Here is a 21,426-nt window from a genome sequence, read left to right as displayed (position 1 = left end):
GATGGGAGGAGCCAAGAGAAATGATCTGGCTAAGCAAAAGAAAAAGTATATTCGTCATGCTGTTTCCAACTTTGCTTCTGTTTACTGGCTATATCATATTCCCGATCATCATCTCGTTTTACTACAGCACGACGAAATTTACGGGCATTGGCACACCTGAGTTTGTTGGATTTAGTAATTATAAACTGCTTTTGGGCGACTCGTTTTTCTGGGTTTCGCTGAAAAATACGTTCATTATTCTAGGCGTATCGCTTGTCTTGCTGATTCCGTTTTCCTTCATGCTTGCCCTGCTGCTGAATCGGACTTTTAAAGGCAGCGATGCTCTGAAGGCGTTGAATTATACGCCTAGCATCATCGCCCCGATCGTCGTCGGTTTGATCTGGGTGTTCGTGTTGGACCCCCAAATGGGTTTGATCAATATCCTTCTGGTGAAGCTTGGACTCGGGAATCTGACTCAGATGTGGATCGGCGGAAAGGCGCTGGCTCCCTACTCCATCGGCATGGTGTTCGTATGGCAGCAGCTTGGATTCATCGCCACGATTTTCCTGGCCGGTCTCAAGATGATACCCAGGGACGTTTACGAGTCAAGCTCCATCGATGGCGCTGGTCCCAAAGAGCAGCTATGGTACATCACTGTGCCAATGATGAACGAAACGAACCGGATCGTCGTCGTTCTGGTCATTACCAATGTGTTCAAAATTTTCGAAACCGTATTTATGCTCACGGGTGGCGGACCGAACCATCAATCTGAGGTTCTGGTCACCTACATGTACAACACCACTTTTACCTCGGCGGAATACGGTTACGGAATGGCGATTTCGACAATTGCGTTCCTGTTGACTATGCTGTTTTCCATCGCCTATTTGAAGCTGAGCAAGTCCAACTTTGAGGGGGAGGGAGGATGACTATGAGTAGAGAGATTAACATCCCTTCGAATCGCAGATGGAAAACGGCAGGGTGGTATATTCTGGCTTACGGGGTTACTTTGATCATTCTGCTGCCGGTGCTTTGGGTATGCTTTCTCTCCTTTCGCACAAGCAGCGAAATTTTGAACAACCCATTCAGTTGGCCCGAGTCATGGAGCATGGAAAATTACAAGCGGGCCTTCGCAACGCTGGATTTTTTCATCCTGTATAAAAATACGGTCATCGTCGCCATCGCCACGATCGTCCTTGAGATCCTCATCACCTTTATGAGTTCGTTTGCCCTAACACGCATGGTGTTCAAGTCAAAAAAAATGCAGAACCTAATCCAGCTCTATTTCATTTCCGGCCTGGCGGTTCCAGCGTTTATCCTGATTTTTCCCGTTTACCGGATTACGATCATGCTGGATTTGCTGAATAGCTACTGGTCGCTGATACTGCCATATATCGCGACGGCGATCGCTTTCAATACATTGCTATTTACCGGGTTTCTGCGAGGATTTCCTAAGGAAGTGGAAGAGGCCGCTATTATTGACGGCAGCGGATTGTATACATTGTGCAGGTCGATCGTTTTTCCAATCATCACGCCTGTTGTTTCCACCGTATTTATTTTTAACATTCTGTATATTTGGAATGAATTTCCGTTTGCGGTGACGTTGATCAGCGACGCGGCCAAATATACGATATCGCTGGGCATTTCCCAATTCAAAGGCGCCTACAGTATCGATTATGGCGGTACGTTGGCAGCCGGCATGCTGCTCATAGTGCCGCAGCTGATTTTCTTCGGCATTTTTCAACGGTTCATCATCGAGGGGATGACGGCTGGAGCCGTAAAAGGGTAGTTTTATTTTTATCTATGGTTTCACATAAATTTATTATAGATGAAGGAGAGAATTCATTATGAACAATCAAAGCGTAAATTTTTTGGGGCAACTGACGCAAATCAAAAAAGTCCGCACAGCCCGGGTATCCAGTTGGGATCAAGAGGGGAAAAACCAGGACTACTGGATGATTCCGGCGGGGGAAAGCATCGTGCTGGGTGATATCGAAGGACCTGGCAGTATTTCGCATATCTGGATGACTTCCTTTTGCCGCAGAGTGCTGGGGCCAAGTGTGATGCGTCCGGACTTGGGGGCTAACATCGCGCCGGTCAATGAAATTCATAACGCTCTGGGCGTAACTTGGGAAGTGCCCGATCCGGCCTGGTACCGCAAGGTGCTGATCAAAATGACCTGGGACGATCAGGCTCACCCTAGCGTGCTCGTGCCATTAGGAGATTTTTTCTGTATCGGCCATTCTATGCCGGGGAACTTTGCTTCGCTGCCATTTACAGTATCCGTCAAACCGGAGGAGCAATTCAAATTCGGCGGAGTCGCCTCTGTCAATTGCTATTTGCCTATGCCGTTCAACAAGCGGGCTAAAATCGAAATTATAAATGAAAACGATGTGCCGTTCGGGCTTTATTTCCATATCGATTATGAGCTTTACCACCAGCCTCTCGATAAAAACACGGCATACTTCCATGCCCAATGGAGACGCGAGTATCCTTGTGACGGCTGGGGCGCGAACTTGCAGGTCAATACGCCGGAGGTCAACCGCGTGGCTAATTTGGACGGGGCCGGCAACTATGTAATTTTGGAAACGGAAGGTGAGGGCCACTACATCGGGTGCAACCTATCAGTGACGCACTTCCAGGGCAGCTGGTGGGGTGAAGGCGACGATATGATCTTTATCGATGGCGAAGAGCTGCCAAGTATCGTTGGCACCGGAGCGGAAGACTACTTCAATCATGCTTGGGGTATGCAGAAGACGGCGTTTCCTTTCTGTGGTTCGATCGTGCATGAAAGCGATGTACCTGGGTATCAAGTGTCCTATCGCTTTCATATTGCCGACCCTATCCATTTCTCGAAAAGCCTGAAAGTCACGATCGAACATGGGCATGCCAACCATCTGGCCGACGACTGGTCTTCGACTGCCTATTGGTACCAGACACTGCCGTCCAAGCCGTTTGGCATTCTTCCGGTAGAGGAAAGAATTCAGCTGATGCCGCAGATTACCAATATCGCTAAGCCGCAGGGCGTGTCCTTGAACGCGGAGATGCAGCAATCGCAGGAAATGGCTGAAGAGCGCATGAAGGAATATTCGCAAGGAAGAAACGAAGAATTGCAGAAGAAACTGGATCGTACACCGTGGCATTCCGAAGGCAACGTAAAGCAAGCCAAACAAGTACGTAAGGCAATGGAGGAATAGACCAATGACCCTTCAAAAAGCGCGTTTGGAGCGGCATGCACAGGCACTGGCTAAAGCGAATGCGGCGATTGCCGCGATCAGGGATGAAGCCGCAGGGGAAGCGTCGAGGCATAAGTATCATTTTATGCCCCCTGCCCGCTGGCTGAACGATCCCAATGGTCTGATCCAGTTTAAGGGAGAATACCATCTGTTTTATCAGTACAACCCTTACGGGAACCGCTGGGGCGCGATGCATTGGGGGCATGCCAAATCAAAAGATCTGGTGCACTGGGAGCATCTCCCGATCGCGCTGGCGCCAAGTGAACCTTACGATCTGGATGAGCGGGGCGGGTGCTTCTCCGGTTCCGCCGTTGATGATAACGGTGTACTTACCCTGTTATACACCGGGACTGTCATCAGGGATGGACAAGTGATTCAAACGCAGTGTCTGGCCACTAGTACGGACGGGATTCATTTTGAGAAATACGAGGGCAATCCTGTGATTGCTCTCCCTCCCGAAGAAGGTTCGGCCGACTTCCGCGACCCCAAGGTATGGAAACACGAAGACACTTGGTATATGGTCGTCGGTTCATGCAAGGAGGGGCGGGGCAAAGCGCTGTTGTACCGTTCGCCTGATCTACGGAAGTGGGAATACGTAAGTGTACTGGCTGAAAGCGATGGCAGCTTGGGAACGATGTGGGAGTGTCCGGATTTCTTTCCGCTTGCAGGCAGGCATGTACTCTTGTTTTCGCCGATGGGTATGGAGAATACGACAACCGTCTATCTAGTCGGGGATATGGATTACGACAGCGGTAAATTCACCTGGGATGTGCAGGGAGAGATAGACTTCGGCTTTGACTATTATGCGCCTCAATCGTTGTTGGACGACACGGGCAGAAGGCTCATTATCGCCTGGCTGAATTCTTGGGACTGGATGCCCTGGTTCAAGGATTTCGCGCCTCCCGTACAGAAATACTGGTGCGGATCTATGTCCATTCCGCGTACCGTAGAGCTGGATGAGGACGGGAAATTGAAATTCCTGCCGGTGGCCGAAATTACTTCGCTGCGAGAAGAAGGCCAGGTTAGTGGAGTTCAGCGGATCGGCAAGGACATGGAAATCGTTCTAACAGAACCAGTGAACGAGGCTTGGGAGATGATCGCCGAATTCGATCTGGAGAACTGTGATGCCGAGGAGTTTGGCTTCAAGCTGCGGGTTTCCGAGGACAGGACGCAGGAGACGGTTCTCTCCTATTTCCCGGCGACGGGAATCCTGAAGTTCGACCGGAGCCGCTCCGACGGCTGGAGCGAAGGTGTATGCACGTGCAAACTAGAGGCGTTCCACAATAAGCTTAAACTTCATATTTTTATGGATACCAGTGTGGTTGAAATATACGGCAATGAGGGGCGTACGGTCATGACTCATAATATTTTTCCGCACCCGGATAGCATGAGTACACTGCTATTTAGCCGCGGCGGATCTGTGAAATTGACCTCGCTCAAAAGCTGGAAGCTCCGCCCTGTCTGGTGAAGATGAAGGGAGATGGATCGGATGTATGATGCAGTTACTATGGGAGAGCTGCTGATTGATTTTACACCGGCCGGGAGATCTGGGCAGGGGCAAATGTTATTTGAGTGCAATCCCGGTGGGGCACCGGCCAATGTGGCTGTGCTTCTGGCGAAGCTCGGTAAGAAGACAGCGTTTTTGGGTAAAGTGGGAACGGATCGCTTCGGTGAATTGCTGTGCTGCACGCTGCAGGATTACGGAGTAAACACGGAAGGGTTAATGTTCTCCAAGGATATCCATACCACCCTGGCGTTTGTTCATCTGGCGGAGAACGGAGAACGCTCTTTCAGCTTCTGCCGAAATCCCGGGGCGGATCTTACCCTCAAAGAAGAAGAATTGAATTATGGCATCATTGAGCAATCCCGGGTTTTTCATTTTGGTTCGCTGTCCATGACGGCCGAGCCGGCGAAAACCGCCACCCTCAAGGCTTTAAAACACGCCAAGAACAAGGGGCTTCTGATCACTTTCGATCCGAATCTTCGCGAATCCCTTTGGGAATCATTGGAGGATGCCAGAAAGGCCATTGAGGAGGGGATGAAATATGCGGACATATTGAAGGTATCCAAGGAGGAGCTTGTTTTTTTGACGGGAAAAGAAGATCCGGGTGAAGGTACTCTGCAACTGATGCGTGCGTTTGACATTCCCTTGATTTTCGTAACGCTGGGAGAGCGGGGATGTTTTTACCGCTATTTGCATGCGATCGGTACGGCGCCGGCCTACTCGGTTCAAATGGTGGATTCTACAGGAGCGGGCGATTCCTTTTTTGGTGCGGCGATCTATAAAGTTTTGGAGATTCCCGGCGGTTTTCACCAGATGACCGTAGACGATGTTGCCGAATGTGCCAGGTTTGCCAACGCGGCGGGAGCGCTAGCCACTGTAAATAAAGGCGGGATTCCGGCTCTTCCGAATAGGGCGACTATCGATCGATTCTTTCGGGAATTGAAATAAGCCTCAAGTGGACGTAATATCCCCGGTACCGCTGGGGAAGCTTGCATCATTAACAACAAGAAAAGATTGCTGGAGGCGGTAAGAGAAAAGCGCCGGGTAGCGGAGTTAAACCGCAGAACCCGGCGCTCTTTATATGCTCTAATCAGATGCTTACCTTACCCTTTTACCGCCCCGGCTACAACGCCCTTAACAATGTGCTTCTGCAGGAACATGAACACGATAATGGACGGCAGCACGGCCATAACCATCGCTGTCATGGCATATTGCCAGTCTGATGTATACTGCCCTACGAAGGTATAAGCGGCCAGCGTCAACGTCTTTGTAGTCGGCGAGCCGTTGACCATCAAGAGTGGAAGCAGGAAGTCATTCCAAATCCACATGACGTCAATAATAATGATCGTCGTTGTTACTGATTTTAGCAGCGGGAAGATGACCCGGAAGAACAGGCGGAAACCGGAAGCACCGTCAATCGTTGCGCTTTCGTCGATTTCATTAGGGATCCCTTTCACGAAGCCGTGATAGATGAACATGGCCAGCGGTGCGCCAAAGCCCCAGTACAGGATGCCAAGGCCCCAGGTGCTGTCCGAAAGGTGGAAGCTTTTTGCCATTTGCAGCACGGACAGCATGATCGATTGAAACGGGATCAGCATCGGCATGATACAAAGGAAGTAAATCAGGTTGCTCAGCTTGGTCTTCGTTCTGGCCAGCTTATACGCTGCGATGGACGAGATCAGAATGATCCCGGCTAGACCAAGCACAGTAATGACGGTATTGTTCAGAAACAATCTCGGATAGTTAATGTATTTCCACACATAGCTGTAGTTCTCGAAGGCTAAACTTTTCGGAAGAGCAATGACGTCGGTCATGACTTCGGAGAAGCTCTTCAAAGAGTTGATGATGGTCAAGAACAATGGATACAAGAACAGCAGCGAGAGAATGACCATAAATACTTCAAAGACGATGCGTCCTGCCTTCTTGCTCTTCATTATGCCTCAACCTCCCTGCGTTTAAAGATCGTCAATTGAATCACGGTAATGACAAGCACGGCGACGAACAGAATGAGCGCTTTGGCCGTACCGTAACCGTACAGGTTGTTCTGGAACGTATCCCGGTAAATATCGTAAGCAACGCTGTACGTTGTGCCGCCGGGGCCTCCGCCCGTGAGGGACAGAATGACGTCGAATACTTTAATCGAGTTCGTCAGCGCCATAAACACAGAGATCGTGATGGAAGGCGCCAGCAAAGGCAGCGTAATGCTGAAGAACCGGCGTACCGGGCCAGCGCCGTCTACTTTGGCTGCTTCCTTCATGTCTTCCGGCACCGATTGCAGGCCGGCGATGTAAATGACGAGATAGAAGCCGACCGATTGCCAAATCGAGACGAGCAGGATGGATATAAAGGCAAGATTCGGTTCCCCGAGCCAGCTCAGCTTGAATATGCCCCAGCCTGTGCTTGCTCCTAGTGATTCGAAGCCCTGCATGAAAATAAACTTCCAGATGAAACCGACGATAACCAAGCTAAGAATATAAGGAATAAAGAAAGCGGCTCTGAGCCAGGTCGTGGATTTCATCTTCATATCCAGGACAAGCGCCAGCAGAATCGCCAGCACGTTCACGAGCACGATGTATAATATCGCGTACTTAATCGTGAACCAGCTTGCGTTCATGAAGTTGGCATCGCCGCTGAAAATTTCCTTGAAGTTGTCCAAGCCTATGAATTTAGGGTTTTTAGATATCCCATTCCACTTAGTTAAGGAATAGCGAATCGTCATCATAAACGGATAATAGAAGACGGCTATAATACTGATCAAAACCGGCAGTGTAAAAGCGCCGAATTCCAATCTTTCAGACCATTTTCTCCCCAGTTTGAACATATCGCACCTCTTTTTCGCAACGTATTTTCTATAGACAAGAGAGCAGCTGTTTCTATACACTCCGTCGTTTTCGGCTATAATAATTATAATTCAGCCTTAAACGCGCCTAAATGGACATAAGAAAACAGTTAAGGGTAAAAAGGTAAACAGTAGCACTGTGAGGGGGGGAAGACAGCCATGATCAAAAGGATAACAGCTGCTATGAAGTCGCTTATTGAGCGGGTATCCAGCCGACTCGTCAATAAGCTTACTTTGCTTTTTACTTCAATTATTATACTGATCGTGGGTTCGCTTACGATCATATCTTATCAAATGCTCCAGAAGGAGGCGGTCAGCAACAGCATCGCCAGCACGACGAACAACCTGATGCTTGTCAACCAGAAGCTGGAGGATTATTTAGACGGGATTGAGCAGTTTTCGCTGCCCCATAACAAATATGATGATATTATTCGGGCGGTAATGAAGGAGGGGGATGACTATGCCGCCAAAATGTATCTCGAAGATTACTTAAGGGATATGTTCTACAGCCGCAAAGACCTGGAGAGCATTTATTTGTATTTGATCGACCAGCAAAAATATTATTCGATTAGCCGTGAGGCTTACAATATTACGATCAGGGTTGGCTATCAGGGCGGAATCGACGAGCAGCCCTGGTATCAGGAGGCGATGAACAGTCCGCGCAACCGCTCGTATCAGTCCTTTGTCCTGCCAGACGCGGTCAGCGGCTATACGATGGTTTCCGAGCCTGAATTTATGGGCTACCATCGCGTGCTGCGCTCGATTGCTTCGCGGGAGCCCCGAGCTGTACTGTCGTTTTATTTGAAGCCGGCGGTGAAGGACAGCATTATGAGCGACATTCCGTTCGAAGAAGGGGAGCATTTGATGTTTCTTGACCCGAGCAATGTTCCTTTTCACATGGATGATCTGGAAGCTTATGAGGCGATCCGCTCGGCGGACTGGCTCCAAGACATCGTCGATGACTCGGGAAGTCCGGTCACTTGGTCGGATGAGGACAAGCGGTACCTTGTCGTTTACGACGTGGGTCAGCAGGACGGCTGGAAGCTGATTAAGCCGATTCCTTACAGCAGCATATATGAAGCGGCGACGAAAGCGCGAAATTTGAGCTACTTGATCGGCCTTATTTTTCTAGTCATATCGGTCATTCTCGTCACTTTGATCTCCAATGCGATCACGAAGCCGCTGAATCGGCTCTCCCGCCATATGCGGCGGTTCAGCGAAGGGACGTTCGATGCGGAAGCTCCGGTGCAGGGCCAGGACGAAATCGCCTACCTGACCCGACATTTCAATCAGATGGTGCGGCGGACAAATGATCTGATCAATGAACGCTACCGCATGAAGCTGGTGGAGAAGAACGCGATCCTCAAGGCGCTGGAGGCGGAAATCAATCCTCACTTTTTGTATAACGCACTGCAGGCGATATCCACGAAAGCGCTCAAGAGCGGAAACGACGATGTGGCCGACATGGTGGATGCCCTGGCTCTCACGCTGCGGTACTGCATAAGCGGCAAAGATATCGTCTACGCTAGGGAAGAGCTGAAGCATATCGAGCGGTATTTGGCGCTGCAAAGCGCAAGATTCGGCAGCCGCCTTCAAGTTGATATTCAGTGGGATGAGTCGCTGATGGAGCTGCAAATTCCGAAGCTGTCCATCCAGTCCCTGGTGGAGAATTCAATCAAGCATGCTGTCGAGAAGGTGTCCACGCCGGTCATGATCGTCGTTCGGGCTACGGTGAGCGAGAGCCATGCTATCATCTCGGTTGATGATAATGGGCCGGGCATTGCTCCGGATAGGCTGAAACAAATTTTGCAGATGCTTGAAGCCGAGTGGGAGGAACAGGAGGGCGATAATATCGGCCTGAAAAATTTGAATACCCGCTTGAAGCTGCTTTATGGCGATCAGTCGGGACTGATGATTCACAGCAACGGGTCGGGGACGGAAATGACGATGAGAATACCGCGGGGAGGCGCAGAACATGTATAAAGTGCTGATTATTGACGACGAAGAGCCGCTGCGCGAAGCGATTAAAATATTGGGCGATTGGGAAGGCTTGCAGGTCGGAGAAGTTTTTGAGGCGACGGACGGCGTGATCGGGCTGGAAATGCTGAAGAAACATCGGCCGGACATCGTGATGGTGGACATGAAGATGCCTGAGATGAACGGGGTAGAGTTTCTGCGCATTGTAGAGCGCGACTATCCTGAGCTAATGACGATCGTCATTAGCGGCTACAATGATTTCGAGTTTACAAGGCAAGCTATTCACTCCAAAGTCGTTGATTATTTACTCAAGCCGGTCAACCGGCAGGATCTGAACCAGGCGCTGCGCAAGGCGATCGATGTATTGGAGGCGAAACGGCAGACTCAAAGTGAGTTCATCACGCGGAACATTGCGTACAACATGTCCCTGCCGAAATTAAAGGAGAAGATATACTTATCCATTATCGAGCGCAGCTTCAAGCTGCAGAGCAATCAGGCGTTTCTTCCGCTGATCGGGGCCGATGAAGCGAATCATCAATTTGGCGCGCTCGTCCTGAAAATGTTGAATATGCAGCATGTCCGGGATCATCGTTTTAACCGGGACACAGAGCTGTTATATTTTGCGGTGGCGAATGTCATTAATGAAGTGGCCATGGAGGACGTCATTTGCTTCAGCTTCCCCAATCCGAAACAGGATGGGGAGATTATCGCTATATTTACGATGCAGGGCGGGTATCCCGAGGATCTGGCGTTCCGGGCGGACTTATTGATGAGAAAGGTCGGTCATACGTTAAATGAGCTGTTTGATATCATATCGGCAGTGGGGGTCTCGCAGGTGTATGAAGAGGTTATGCAGCTGGCGGATGCTTATGAAGAAGCGCGGGCAGCGGCTCTGGCGATCGATTTGCTCAAAATGAAGGGGGCCACGGCCTTTGGCTCCAGGGAAAAAACGGGCGCCCCGGAGGTTCTGTCCTTTACGAGCCGCATGCCTATCCTGCGGAATGCGCTTGAATCGGGCAACATCAACCACGCGAAGGTTATATTCGAACAATTTACGAACAAAATAAAGGAAGCGGACAGCTTCACCATCGGCGAAGCCGAACGGATGATCCGGGAAATTATCGTCTTGTTCAGCGATATGGCGCTTGATCTGGGTGTGGCCCCGGAGCAGCTGCCGGCATCCGGCTCGCACAGTTCGCTGGCAGCTATCGGCTTGTCTGGGGATTTTAGTACCCTGGATAAGTATGAGCGATTGCTTCACTCCATCCTGGAATATTACAGTGAGCAAATCCGGCAATCGATGGCGGTCAATCGTCCGTTTCACATTGAAGATATTAAGGATTATATCGACAGGCATTATTTTGAGGATATCAAAATTTCCATGTTCACCGAAAAATATTTCCTAAGCCGGGAATACTTAATGAAGCTGTTTAAGCAGCAGTTCGGGTTCGGGATTCATGAGTATATGCAGAAGGTCAGAATGGACAAGGCGTGCATTTTGCTTGATGACTCCTCTCTGAAAATCCAGGATATTTCCGAGATGCTGGGCTATAAGGATAAGAACTATTTCAGTAAAGCGTTTCGCAATTACTATGGCCTATCGCCTTCGGAATACCGTTCCAAACCGGCGGGGGATAAAAAGTGAACAACGAGAGGACTACACTTTTTTACCCTCAAGTCGTCACTTATCTACATTTTGATTACGAATCCTTTTCTTTAGAATAGGCTCATAGACATACTAACCAAAGAAAGTGGGGGCGTAAAATTTATGAAGAAAAAATTTCTGGCCATGTCATTCAGTTTAGTGCTGCTGATGGGACTTCTGTCCGCTTGCGGCGGTAACAATGCGGCCAACAACGGAACAAACGGAGCAGCCAATGAAGGCGGTAACGCAGATTCCTCCAAACCGGTAACGATTAACATGTTTACGGCATCTCCAGAATACACAGACGCATTTAATGCTTATATTGAAGAGTACAAAAAAGTGAAGCCGAACGTAACGATCAACCTGGAAATTATGCAGGCTGACTACAACACGGTGCTTAAATCCAGAATTGCCGCAGGCAGTACGCCGGACGTATTCCAAACGACTGCTGGCGGAGATATCGACACCTTTGCGGAGTATAGTGCCGATTTGACGAATGAGCCGCTTGCAGCGGCGATGACGGATGCTGTCCGGTCGAACATGTCTTCTTCCGACGGTAAAGTGCTGGGCCTTCCGGTCAAAGGCAACCTGTTTACGCTGATCTACAACAAGGACTTGCTTGAGGAAGCAGGGATTACGGACGTTCCTGCAACGACGGCTGAATTGAATGATGCAATTGCCAAGCTTGAAGCGAAAGGTATTACACCGTTCGCCAATGCGTACAAAGAGTGGTGGGTATGGAAGCACGTATTCCAGCATTTCGTGGATGCGGCGGCCCAAGATGCCAATATGACCGCGAAGGATTTGGTCGAGAGCTTCATCGCTGGCAATACAACGTTCCAGGAACATCCGGTTCTGTACAATAACTTCTTTGAGTTCATTGATACGACAGTTAAGCATGGAACAGACAAACCGCTGGAGCGCGACAGCAACGCTCAGGTAAGTGATTTTGCATCCGGCAAAGCCGCGTTTATGACGGGCAAAGGCGCTTGGGATGAAGAAGCGATTAAGAAAATCAATCCTGATATGAAGATCGGGATTGCCGGTTATCCGGTAAGTGATAAAGCGGAGCAAGCTCTCATTATTACGGGGGCTGACCAGGCACTGCGCATTTACAAAGACTCTAAAGTAGCTAATGAAACGATCGAGTTCTTCAACTGGCTGTATACTTCCGAATACGGGAAAAACTGGTTCTCCAGCGTAGCGAAAGTCATTCCGCCAATCAAGGACGCTCCGCTGCCAGAGCTGGATATGCCGAAACAAATGGATGAAATTTTGCAAGTGCAGCCATCCGGCGATTTAGCCATCAACTACTCTTTGGATACGTTCCACCAAAAATTTGGTGAGCTTATGCAAGCTTATATTGGCGGCAGTCAATCCAAAGACCAAACTGTGACCGAGATTCAAAAAGCCTGGATTCAACTCGGCTCGGCAGAATAATTTAACGAACCCTAAACTTTCCACTCTTAACTCAGCACCCTCTGGTGCTGAGTTAAGTTATTTATAGGAAGTAAAAAGGCCGAGAATTGTGTATTCGCGGTCATATGCATGGCAGGCAGTAAGCGAGGGAATAAGAGACAGTAGACAACAAAATTACTAGCGACAGTAAAAAGACGGCAAAAGGACAGCAAAAGGCAGATAAAGGCAGCGAAAGGCAGCGAAAGGCAGCAAAAGGCAGCAAAAAGACAGCAAAAAGACAGCAAAGTATTCGGTGTAACGGGTAAAGAATTCGCCAGATCGAAGCGAAGCTCTAGAAGACAGCAAAAAGACGATAAAAGGACGACAAAAAAACAGCAAAAAATAGCAAAAAACAGCAAGAAGGCATTAAGAAGGCATTAAGAAGGCATTAAGAAGGCATCAAGAAGACAGCAAAAGAATTGCCGCTTGACACGAAACCTTTTGGTGTCATATTATTATTGTTGTTATTATGAAACCAAAAGGTTTCCTATTCCGCGAAATTGATTTTAATAAATGGTTAATAAGGAGAGATACAGAAATGAACAATGACAACTACGCTAACGGCAACGCGCTTCCGGATATCCGGCATACGATTTTGCTGAATGCGCCAATCGGCAAGGTATGGGAAGCAGTTGCTACGTCTGAGGGGATTACTGCTTGGTTTATGCCGAACAATTTTGAGCCAAAGGAAGGGTTTGAGTTCGTTCTGAATGCCGGACCATTCGGAGATTCTCCCTGCAAAGTGACGGAAATTGATCCACCGCATCGGCTTTCTTTTACCTGGGGTAAGGATTGGACGTTGTCCTTTGAACTGATCGAAGTAGGCGGGCAGACGGAATTTACGCTAATCCATGGCGGATGGAGCGCGAATCAAGTGACCGAGTTCGGGGAGGCTCATTCGATCGTACGCCCTCGGATGGACCAGGGCTGGGCCGGACTGGTTAAGAAATTGGCCTCTTGCGTGGAAGGCTGAAAATGACAGCGGCCCCGAAATACGATGTATTTCAGGCTATAGCCGACCCGACCCGCCGTCAATTGCTGGGTTTGCTTAGCAGGCAGGAAATGCCCGTGAAGGAGATCAGCGGGCACTTTCCGATGAGCCGTACCGCTGTGTCCAAGCATTTGCACGTTCTATCCTCAGCCGGGCTTGTCCGGGAGCGGAAGGTCGGCCGGGAGACGAGATATCGCTTAGACCCAGAGCCGCTGCAGGAGCTGCAGCATTGGCTGGATTACTTCGAGCAGTTCTGGAACAACAAGCTGTCTATGCTTAAATATTATGTGGAGAATGAGGAAAGCAGCGGGGATGAATAGACGGCCCCGTCTTTGGAAGGCACTGCAGGAAGGCTTGTTGCAGGACGGCTCGCCGCAGGACGGCCGCCAGCAATCTTTATGCTTGGCGGCTGGGAATTATGGAGTGTACGGAGTCAATGGAGTGAATGGGCATCGAGGTTATTTTCCACCGTTTGCCGCTGCTCTTGCACCTTCTGCTGGAATACTTCCGCAGCTAATGTGAGGGAGCCTTGTCTGTTGCGAATGAAAGACAACTCCCTTTTCATAGCAGGTCCGTTGAAGGCAATTTCCCGGAGCTCTCCATTGTCCAGCTCTTTGCGGACGGTCAGGCGGGATAGCACGGCGATCCCCAGCCCCGCAGATACTGCCTCTTTCACGCCTTGACTGCTGTTAAACACATATGAGCGCCTTGCTTGCAATTCGTTCACTTGCAGGAAATGATCACTAAAGGCACGTGTGCCGGACCCGGCTTCGCGAATAATCCAATTCTGATCGGCCAAATCAGCCGGATTTACTGTTGGAAGCAAGGATAACGGGTGCTTTGGCGCTGCAACGAGAATCATTTCATCCTGCATGTAGGGAAGGATAATCAGGTCCGGATGGTCGCTTACAATGCCTTCGACGAGCGCAAGATCAAGCTCATTCGCCCGGATTGCTGCCACAATCTCTTCCGTATTGCCGATCGTCAGCTGCAAATCGACTTCAGGATACTGCTCGGCGAATTTGGCCAGCAGCCGCGGCAGAATATATTCACCGATCGTAAAGCTGGCCCCGATTTGAATTGAGCCGGTAACCACTTCATGAAGCAGATGAATTTGCTGCTTGGCTTCCTCGTACAAGCCTAAAATCTGCTTTGCCTTGCGATACAGAATAGTCCCTTCCTCAGTTAGCTTTACCTGCTTGGGGGAACGCAGCATTAGTTTAGTGCCGAGCTCGTTCTCCATATTTCGAATATGCTGGCTTACGCCAGGCTGTGACATATTTAGAAGTTCTGCGGCCTTTGAGAAATGACGTTGCTCCGCCACCGTAACAAAGACACGCAGTGTATCGACGATCATACTCACTTCCCCCTTTCAATAATCCCATTGTAGCCTGCTTCGAGTTGACTCACAATCTGTACAACGATCCGCAGCATCTCCACATTAACTCTATAACCTCTTATGAACCTATATCAACTCCACGTCAACTCCACGTCAACTCAACATTACCTCTATAACCTTTTGAGAACCCATATCAACTCAACATCACCTCTATAACCTTTTGTGAACCAATATCAACTCTACACCCCCTTATGAACCTATATCATCCAAGAAATTTGGGAACAACAGCGATCGTAGGAACACTTTATATGTTTGCGTTACATGGTGTTATATACTTGGGCGACGTCCAACTCAATTGTTCAACTTATATAAATGGATTTATAGTAGTTAGTTTCTGCGGTAAAGAAGGGAAAGTAAATTTTAATGGATTAGATGTCGTTAAAGAAAGGGAAATGGCCAATCATGGCAGGATACTTGATTTTAGGTACGCAAAATCCATCTAATCCCCTGAAACATTCGTATAGAGCATAATTAAATACATGAATTCCATTTAGTGTACGGCAGCTCATATAAGATGAACTACAAGACGTACTTGCCCCACTTCCATTTCTATTGTTCGACTTTTATAGCGATACAGCGAATCGCGATCCATACTGAATCGCGTTTTTGACTTATATAGTGATTCATTAGCGATTTATATTGAATCGATTTTTTTGATTTATATATCATAGCACTTTAATCATCAGTTTTGCTTATGATGGAGATAGCAGATCCGTATTTCACTTCTGGGGCGCCGGGATTTATAGTAAAGATACCAGCGCTGGAATTGACCATTTAGAGGGAGTTAGAAGCTATCCTTGCCATCATGCGGAAAGGATAAACGGCTTTTTGGGCAGCCTCTAAATTCGATCTTTGGAGTGAACATCATGGCACAAACAGTACAGTCACAGGCCAAGGTTGCACCGTTCAAACGGAGACCGGGCATCGGTTTTGTGCAGGGCATAGGATTAACCGTGCTGCTGGCCGCATCTGCTAAATTGTTGTCCTATTTGCCCCTGCTGAGCATAATGGGACATCTCGTGATTGCTATTATGCTCGGATTAATATGGAGGGCTATTATCGGAGTCCCGGAGTATGCTGTCAGGGGCGTTTCCTTCTCCAGCAAAAAGCTGCTGCGCCTCGGCATAATTCTGCTAGGGATGAGGCTTAATATACAAAGCGTAATGGAAGCGGGGCCTCAGGTCTTGGCTATGTCAATTATTCATATCGCCTTTACTATTGCGGTCGTATACAGCTTGGCCAAATGGCTTAAGATCTCCGATGAGCTGGGCATACTGACGGCATGCGGAACCGCCATTTGCGGAGCGGCCGCCGTTGTGGCAATAGCGCCGCAAGTGAAGGCAAAAAATGAGGAAACTGCCATTGCGGCGGCGGTTGTCGCTCTCCTCGGTACATTGTTTACTTTGATCTATAGTTTTATCTATCCACTGCTTGGATTATCCGCCCATCGTTATGGGGTGTTGGCAGGAGCTACGCTGCATGAAATTGCTCATGTCATAGCGGCAGCGGCGCCTGCGGGCAACACGGCCGAGGACATTGCGGTCGTCGTCAAGCTGACGCGGGTAGCGATGCTTGTGCCCGTATCGCTTTTACTGGGAATATGGATGAACCGAAAGGAACGGAGAGATAACAAGGCGAGGGCGAGAGTACAGCCTAACGTAGAGGAACAGCCAAATGCAGCGGCACGGCCTAACCCGGCGGGAGGAACGATGGCGTCTTTGTTCTCCCGCTGGCGCAGCATTCAGGTTCCCTGGTTCATTCTCGGATTTGTTCTGATGAGCGGCTTGAATACTTGGGGCGTTATTTCGGAGCCGATCGCCGGTATGATCGTGGCAGCAGCTTACTTGCTTATTGCTGTAGCGATGGCTGGGCTCGGTCTTGGAGTTGATCTTGCCGTGTTCCGCCGCTTGGGCATAAGACCCTTCTGGGCGGGGCTGATCGGATCTGCAGCATTATCCATACTTGGCTATGGCATGCTGTATTTCATTGGGGCATGATTTATTCTTTATATATTTACATCTGTCTACACTGTCCGCCACCAAAGGACAAATATATGCAATGTCCACCTTACTCCCTCTTTAAGCGGCATTTCTTACTTTCCAGAAGGGACAGCCCGCAGGAGAAAGACCGTTTTGTTTATCGACTGGAACGGTATTGTGCATGTGGCTGCCTGCTGAGATTGGCAAGCATGACAAAAAAGCCGGGGAAGGGCATGAAATCTAGCCCTTAGAGTGGACAACGGATACATCCCCCACCCCTGGACTGGTTCATGCCCCTTTTCGGCTTTTTACGTATTATGCACTTGACGTTAGCCGTTCATGCTGCTGCCGCCATTGGCTCCAAGCACCTGGCCCGTATAAATGTTGGCGTCGTCCGAAGCGAGGAACATAACGGAACGGGCGATTTCCTGTGGGAACGCCAGTCTTCCCAGCAGATGGCGGGAATCGCTCTTGTGCTCGCCTTCTTCCAGTGAAGAACGGACATCGGAGAAGGTTCCGCCTGGGGCGACTGCATTCACAAGCACGTAGGGAGCAAGCTCCCGGGCCAATGATTTGGTTAAAGCGGTAACGCCGCCTTTGGCCGCAGCATAGTGCGACAGCTCCGCTCCGCCCTGACTGGCCAAATCGGAGGTGACGTTAATGATTTTACCTGCTTTTTGGGCGAGCATGCGGCTGGCTGCCTCACGCGAAGTATAGAAAGCGCCGTAAAGGTGAATCTTGATCATGCGATCCCAGTGTTCGTCGTTCATCTCCGTAATTTTTACCGCTTGGGCAATGCCTGCGTTATTCACTAAAATATCTAGCCTCCCGAACTGCTCGTCCAACGTTTGGAACATCTCTTTAACCTGAGACGGGTCGCTTACATCGGCATGGACCGCTTCAGCCCGAATGCCGTAGGATTCTGCCTGACGCTTTACATCGGCTGCCTCCTTGTCGTCACCGTAATAATTAATCAGCACATGGATACCTGATTTCGCCAGCTCCAGCGTAATCGCTTTGCCGATTCCTCTGCTTCCCCCTGTAATGAGGGCAACTTTGTGTTGTTTACCGTTACTTGACATTCCCATAATGCTCCTTTGCCTGATTATTCGTATCATTCCGATTTGTTTCTGACATGCGCTCAGTTAATGGGCACATTAATTCATCTCTTTGAAATTATACTATGAATTGTGAAAATGAGGACAAAATACTATAAATATGATCCTTAAGCTGGATGTTCTCCTGCCAGTACGGGATTCAGACTATGGAATAACAAAATTATTGTCATCGTTATTCGATTTTTTTAACTTTATTGAGACCCTTTTGTGCTTGATGAATTATATAATTAGGATGAAATGAAATATTTTAAGTTTGAACGAACTACATAAATGGTTATAAAAGATTATAGCCATGTATTAATATACAAGCTAAATTTCATTTCGAAGACCGGAAAGGCGGGAGCTCGCAATGATGAGAAAATGGTTATCGGTCATGGTCCCTCTAGTCCTAATAATTGTTATGTCTTCGTTAAATATGTCCAGCTCGGGTGCTGCGGAAACGGGTTATACGCCAGTGGAACAGGCCCCCGATACGAAAAGTGTATACATTGAACAGTTTGATGCATCAGCGGATGGTGCCCGGATAACCGTAGATGAAATACAGTGGTTCGAAGGGGAAGAGGCCGAGAAGGCATTTCAGCGGTACGAACCGGAGGCTGGGATTGACGGGCCGCTGGACGGTTATTACATCGTTAATGAGGATGGTGCTTTGACAAGCTATCCCGTAGCGGAAGACGTCCGGATTATCATGCAGATTTATGACCGGACAGGTGAGCCGGAAGATGTAGATATTCAGTGGAATGAGCAGGTGAGCTTACCGCAATTCCTTCAGATGTTCCAAAATACCGAATGGATAGATGTACGGGACTTTCCTTACCATATTACCGTTAAAGATGGTGTGATCGTGCAAATTGTCCAGCAGTACATTCCATAACTAGGATACAACTGAATAACAAAGAATGATAACGAATGATAATGATATCAAGTGATAACAAGGTGACTCCATATTGTAAAAAAAATGCCCTGTCCATGAATCGTATTGGATGGGGCGCTTTTTATTATTGCGCGGGGCCTTTGACCGCCTTCACTTCGTACACGGCATGGGCAGATCCAAGCACGAACTCGGGCTTGCCATGCTTACGCTGCCTCCGGTGGCCTTCGTTATGGGCATCGCTTCTTTTCCCTGGCTTTCCAGTGCGCTTCCGATTCCCAGCGGATCAGTACTGTTATTTGCTGCTCGGCTTTTGAACAAGCACGCTCAAATCAATAAATCCGGGCGACTTCTCGACGGCGCCTTCGCCGCAGAATCTCTGCACGATTTGCTCCTCGAATCCTGCTTGAATCGTTATCGTCTTTGTCTCCACCCACATTCGTTAGCTACTCCTTATGAATTATAGTAAAATGCTGGTCATAGCACAGTTGCTAAGTTACTAACCATTCTATCGATAATAATTCATTGTCAATTAGAGGCGATTCCGTGCAATTCTAAAGAATCGTCTAGCAAAAAAATACCGATCTAGTATACTATAATTTAACACGTAGTTCATTATGCCTATTCAAGGAAAGAGTGAAGTGGATGCATAAAGAAGCGGAACTAATTCAGCAAAAGAATGTATTAATGCTCAAAATATTGTGGGGTTTCTTCGGGGCTGCGAATGTGATCAACTTGCTCATCGAGGGTAAGCTGGCTCCTGTATACCCTGCTGTCGGAATTGTCCTGTTGTTAATCCTAACCGCAGTCGTTTTACAAAAGCGCTGGCCCACGTTCACCATGATGCTGACGGTGTGCTTCCTCTTTGTGTTCTTCTACTTTTTAATTATAGGAGATCCTTATTTGCCGAATTTTATATTTATGGCGCTTGTCCCTCTTCTCAGTTTATTCTATCACGATTACCGGGCAGTACTCCTGTCGGGAATTTTATTTGTCATTTCTTCGGCATTTTTTTTCTTTACTTTGCAGGAGGTGCTTTTTCCCGGTCTTCAGGCCAAGGAAGTGTCCTATCTAATCTCCTTCGGCTTATTTGTAACAGCCTTCTCGATGATTCATACGCATTTGACAAGGAACCTGTGGCGTCGTGCGGGACAGAGCGAGGAACGCCTTAGAACGATTCTTGACAGTGTCTCTATCGGCATATGGACATTTGATTTTAGCACCATGCAAATGGAAGTTTCGGACGGATTTGAACAATTAACCGGCTTCACCTCCAAGTCGTTCCGTCAAAACATGACCCAGTTCAACGAACTTGTATATCCGGATGACGAGCATATTTTTCAGAAGGCTCAGCAGGATATGATTCTCGGCCGCAGCAGTACGGTAAGCGAGTACCGGATTGTATGCCGCAACGGAGAAGTGAAATGGGTGCAAAACCGCGGTACGCCATACTTTAATCATTTGAACCATATGGTTCGATTGGAAGGCGTCATGATTGATATTACGGATCGGAAGCAGATGGAGGAGAAAATTGAACACCTCGCTTATCATGATGAGCTGACAGGGCTTCCGAATCGCACGCTGTTCAGCAAGCGGTTTGAGGAGTATGCCAGTAAGGGGAAATTTTCACTCGCAATTTTGTTTATTGACCTTAACGACTTTAAGGAAGTGAATGATACATTTGGTCACGATGCCGGGGATTTGCTGCTGAAGGACATTGCGGGAAGATTGACGGGAATTGTGCGAGAGCAGGATATGGTATGCCGGCTCGGCGGCGACGAATTTCTGGTGCTGCTTGTCGACATAGATGAGAGCCGGGTGGTCAAGGTGGCTGATCGGATTAAAGAGAGTCTGTCTGAAGGATATTTATATCAAGGGTATCGGCTCACCGCTGGGGCGAGTATCGGCTTCTCCGTTGCACCGAGCGGAACAGGGGATCTGGAAGATATGATTAGGCAGGCGGATGAAGCGATGTACGGGGCGAAGAAGAGCAGAGTCCGCTCGTATTTATCACAGCAGGAGAAAGTAGCATCCCAGGAGGTCTGAGCTCAGAGACTGCGGGGTGCTTTTTTTAAGATTATCAACTTTCACAGATAGGAAAATTGCTTGAACTTTGGTGCATTCCTTCGGGTGGATTCGGCGTCAACTCCAGTTAACGGCCTTCGGATCGACCCAGCGATAGGGCGATTCAATGAAGCGGTACTCGTTAATACAGGGGAACATACCCGCTAATGCGGGGAACGTAGAACAGTGGATTTCAGTTCCGTTCCGCCTGGATCCGGCCGCTGCGGTAGTGATGTGTATGAATTTTCATATACACTCCCTGGATCCGGCCGCCCCGCGATTGAATGTGTATGAATTTTCGTATACAATCTCTGGATCGGGCTGCCCCGCGATTGATGTGTATGAATTTTCATATACACTCTCTGGATC

General features: G+C 48.7%; 18 protein-coding genes and 1 pseudogene. 13 read left to right on the top strand and 6 right to left on the bottom strand.

The genetic code is table 11. From position 1 onward, the window contains the following. The first annotated feature begins 20 nt into the window (after positions 1 to 20). The 5 genes from G358_RS0111650 to G358_RS0111630 are packed head-to-tail and all read left to right on the top strand — an operon-like array spanning position 21 to position 5,664. Positions 21 to 905: a carbohydrate ABC transporter permease gene (locus tag G358_RS0111650; protein ID WP_019637401.1), complete on the top strand. Its 885-nt coding sequence runs from the start codon at positions 21 to 23 to the stop codon at positions 903 to 905. Positions 906 to 907: 2 nt separating this feature from the next. Beyond that, a complete protein-coding gene (locus G358_RS0111645; RefSeq protein WP_051107677.1) occupies positions 908 to 1,765 on the top strand; it encodes a carbohydrate ABC transporter permease in 858 nt (285 codons plus the stop codon). A gap of 58 nt (positions 1,766 to 1,823) precedes the next feature. Further along, positions 1,824 to 3,173 carry a glycoside hydrolase family 172 protein gene (locus tag G358_RS0111640; RefSeq protein WP_019637399.1) on the top strand — a complete coding sequence of 450 codons (1,350 nt, stop codon included), beginning with the start codon at positions 1,824 to 1,826 and terminating at the stop codon, positions 3,171 to 3,173. A 4-nt stretch (positions 3,174 to 3,177) separates the two neighbouring features. Next, on the top strand, positions 3,178 to 4,680 hold the full coding sequence (locus G358_RS0111635; RefSeq protein WP_019637398.1) for a glycoside hydrolase family 32 protein: 1,503 nt from the start codon (positions 3,178 to 3,180) through the stop codon (positions 4,678 to 4,680). A 21-nt stretch (positions 4,681 to 4,701) separates the two neighbouring features. Continuing rightward, entirely contained in the window at positions 4,702 to 5,664 is a 963-nt protein-coding gene (locus G358_RS0111630; RefSeq protein WP_019637397.1) for a carbohydrate kinase family protein, read from the top strand. A gap of 155 nt (positions 5,665 to 5,819) precedes the next feature. On the opposite strand, the gene G358_RS0111625 is transcribed toward G358_RS0111630, so the two are convergent. Together G358_RS0111625 and G358_RS0111620 are read right to left on the bottom strand one after the other, a co-directional pair. Further along, the gene (locus G358_RS0111625) at positions 5,820 to 6,650 is read right to left on the bottom strand and encodes a carbohydrate ABC transporter permease (protein WP_019637396.1); all 831 of its coding nucleotides are present in this window, start codon (positions 6,648 to 6,650) and stop codon (positions 5,820 to 5,822) included. Further along, positions 6,650 to 7,537, bottom strand: a complete 888-nt coding sequence (locus G358_RS0111620) for a carbohydrate ABC transporter permease (protein ID WP_019637395.1) — start codon at positions 7,535 to 7,537, stop codon at positions 6,650 to 6,652. The genes G358_RS0111625 and G358_RS0111620 overlap by 1 nt, the downstream gene beginning before the upstream one ends. A gap of 177 nt (positions 7,538 to 7,714) precedes the next feature. Between G358_RS0111620 and G358_RS0111615 the strand changes: the two genes are divergently transcribed. The 5 genes from G358_RS0111615 to G358_RS0111595 all read left to right on the top strand — a co-directional run bounded on the left by G358_RS0111615 (position 7,715) and on the right by G358_RS0111595 (position 13,946). Continuing rightward, a complete protein-coding gene (locus G358_RS0111615; protein WP_019637394.1) occupies positions 7,715 to 9,538 on the top strand; it encodes a cache domain-containing sensor histidine kinase in 1,824 nt (607 codons plus the stop codon). After that, entirely contained in the window at positions 9,531 to 11,177 is a 1,647-nt protein-coding gene (locus G358_RS0111610; protein ID WP_019637393.1) for a response regulator transcription factor, read from the top strand. The genes G358_RS0111615 and G358_RS0111610 overlap by 8 nt, the downstream gene beginning before the upstream one ends. A gap of 123 nt (positions 11,178 to 11,300) precedes the next feature. Beyond that, the gene (locus tag G358_RS0111605; protein WP_019637392.1) at positions 11,301 to 12,617 is read left to right on the top strand and encodes an ABC transporter substrate-binding protein; all 1,317 of its coding nucleotides are present in this window, start codon (positions 11,301 to 11,303) and stop codon (positions 12,615 to 12,617) included. Between the two features lie 556 nt (positions 12,618 to 13,173). Next, on the top strand, positions 13,174 to 13,608 hold the full coding sequence (locus tag G358_RS0111600; protein ID WP_019637391.1) for an SRPBCC family protein: 435 nt from the start codon (positions 13,174 to 13,176) through the stop codon (positions 13,606 to 13,608). Positions 13,609 to 13,610: 2 nt separating this feature from the next. Next, on the top strand, positions 13,611 to 13,946 hold the full coding sequence (locus G358_RS0111595) for an ArsR/SmtB family transcription factor (RefSeq protein WP_019637390.1): 336 nt from the start codon (positions 13,611 to 13,613) through the stop codon (positions 13,944 to 13,946). A gap of 113 nt (positions 13,947 to 14,059) precedes the next feature. Here the strand turns inward: G358_RS0111595 and G358_RS0111590 are convergent, their stop codons facing one another. Further along, positions 14,060 to 14,983 carry a LysR family transcriptional regulator gene (locus tag G358_RS0111590; protein WP_019637389.1) on the bottom strand — a complete coding sequence of 308 codons (924 nt, stop codon included), beginning with the start codon at positions 14,981 to 14,983 and terminating at the stop codon, positions 14,060 to 14,062. A gap of 908 nt (positions 14,984 to 15,891) precedes the next feature. On the opposite strand from G358_RS0111590, the gene G358_RS0111580 reads away from it, so the two are divergent. Then, complete coding sequence (locus G358_RS0111580) at positions 15,892 to 17,022, top strand: YeiH family protein (protein WP_019637387.1); 1,131 nt, start codon at positions 15,892 to 15,894, stop codon at positions 17,020 to 17,022. Positions 17,023 to 17,333: 311 nt separating this feature from the next. Here the strand turns inward: G358_RS0111580 and G358_RS0111575 are convergent, their stop codons facing one another. Beyond that, positions 17,334 to 18,086, bottom strand: a complete 753-nt coding sequence (locus G358_RS0111575) for an SDR family NAD(P)-dependent oxidoreductase (RefSeq protein WP_019637386.1) — start codon at positions 18,084 to 18,086, stop codon at positions 17,334 to 17,336. 385 nt (positions 18,087 to 18,471) lie between these two features. On the opposite strand from G358_RS0111575, the gene G358_RS0111570 reads away from it, so the two are divergent. After that, the gene (locus tag G358_RS0111570) at positions 18,472 to 18,996 is read left to right on the top strand and encodes a hypothetical protein (RefSeq protein WP_019637385.1); all 525 of its coding nucleotides are present in this window, start codon (positions 18,472 to 18,474) and stop codon (positions 18,994 to 18,996) included. Between the two features lie 124 nt (positions 18,997 to 19,120). On the opposite strand, the pseudogene G358_RS31290 reads toward G358_RS0111570, so the two are convergent. Further along, a pseudogene (locus G358_RS31290) lies at positions 19,121 to 19,432 on the bottom strand (antibiotic biosynthesis monooxygenase). 206 nt (positions 19,433 to 19,638) lie between these two features. On the opposite strand from G358_RS31290, the gene G358_RS0111560 reads away from it, so the two are divergent. Continuing rightward, positions 19,639 to 21,039 (top strand): sensor domain-containing diguanylate cyclase, encoded by a 1,401-nt coding sequence (locus G358_RS0111560; protein WP_019637383.1) that lies wholly within the window; start codon positions 19,639 to 19,641, stop codon positions 21,037 to 21,039. A gap of 182 nt (positions 21,040 to 21,221) precedes the next feature. Here the strand turns inward: G358_RS0111560 and G358_RS33665 are convergent. Further along, positions 21,222 to 21,426, bottom strand: a 205-nt coding sequence (locus G358_RS33665) for a hypothetical protein (protein ID WP_205621533.1), incomplete at its 5' end; no start/stop codon positions are given.

The sequence above is a fragment of the Paenibacillus fonticola DSM 21315 genome, assembly GCF_000381905.1.
GTDB classification, from domain to species: Bacteria; Bacillota; Bacilli; order Paenibacillales; family Paenibacillaceae; genus Fontibacillus; species Fontibacillus fonticola.
Note: the sequence above shows the minus strand (reverse complement) of the source record. Positions and strands in the feature narration are given on the sequence as shown.

Bases quoted from the DNA above. Each gene is read 5' to 3' on its own strand.
- G358_RS0111570 (WP_019637385.1), top strand. From the start codon at position 18,472: ATGATGAGAAAATGGTTATCGGTCATGGTCCCTCTAGTCCTAATAATT.
- G358_RS0111645 (WP_051107677.1), top strand. From the start codon at position 908: ATGAGTAGAGAGATTAACATCCCTTCGAATCGCAGATGGAAAACGGCA.
- G358_RS0111580 (WP_019637387.1), top strand. From the start codon at position 15,892: ATGGCACAAACAGTACAGTCACAGGCCAAGGTTGCACCGTTCAAACGG.
- G358_RS0111595 (WP_019637390.1), top strand. From the start codon at position 13,611: ATGACAGCGGCCCCGAAATACGATGTATTTCAGGCTATAGCCGACCCG.
- G358_RS0111640 (WP_019637399.1), top strand. From the start codon at position 1,824: ATGAACAATCAAAGCGTAAATTTTTTGGGGCAACTGACGCAAATCAAA.
- G358_RS0111600 (WP_019637391.1), top strand. From the start codon at position 13,174: ATGAACAATGACAACTACGCTAACGGCAACGCGCTTCCGGATATCCGG.
- G358_RS0111625 (WP_019637396.1), bottom strand. From the start codon at position 6,650: ATGAAGAGCAAGAAGGCAGGACGCATCGTCTTTGAAGTATTTATGGTC.
- G358_RS0111575 (WP_019637386.1), bottom strand. From the start codon at position 18,086: ATGTCAAGTAACGGTAAACAACACAAAGTTGCCCTCATTACAGGGGGA.
- G358_RS0111630 (WP_019637397.1), top strand. From the start codon at position 4,702: ATGTATGATGCAGTTACTATGGGAGAGCTGCTGATTGATTTTACACCG.
- G358_RS0111635 (WP_019637398.1), top strand. From the start codon at position 3,178: ATGACCCTTCAAAAAGCGCGTTTGGAGCGGCATGCACAGGCACTGGCT.
- G358_RS0111560 (WP_019637383.1), top strand. From the start codon at position 19,639: ATGCATAAAGAAGCGGAACTAATTCAGCAAAAGAATGTATTAATGCTC.
- G358_RS0111590 (WP_019637389.1), bottom strand. From the start codon at position 14,983: ATGATCGTCGATACACTGCGTGTCTTTGTTACGGTGGCGGAGCAACGT.
- G358_RS0111615 (WP_019637394.1), top strand. From the start codon at position 7,715: ATGATCAAAAGGATAACAGCTGCTATGAAGTCGCTTATTGAGCGGGTA.
- G358_RS0111605 (WP_019637392.1), top strand. From the start codon at position 11,301: ATGAAGAAAAAATTTCTGGCCATGTCATTCAGTTTAGTGCTGCTGATG.
- G358_RS0111610 (WP_019637393.1), top strand. From the start codon at position 9,531: ATGTATAAAGTGCTGATTATTGACGACGAAGAGCCGCTGCGCGAAGCG.
- G358_RS0111620 (WP_019637395.1), bottom strand. From the start codon at position 7,537: ATGTTCAAACTGGGGAGAAAATGGTCTGAAAGATTGGAATTCGGCGCT.
- G358_RS0111650 (WP_019637401.1), top strand. From the start codon at position 21: ATGATCTGGCTAAGCAAAAGAAAAAGTATATTCGTCATGCTGTTTCCA.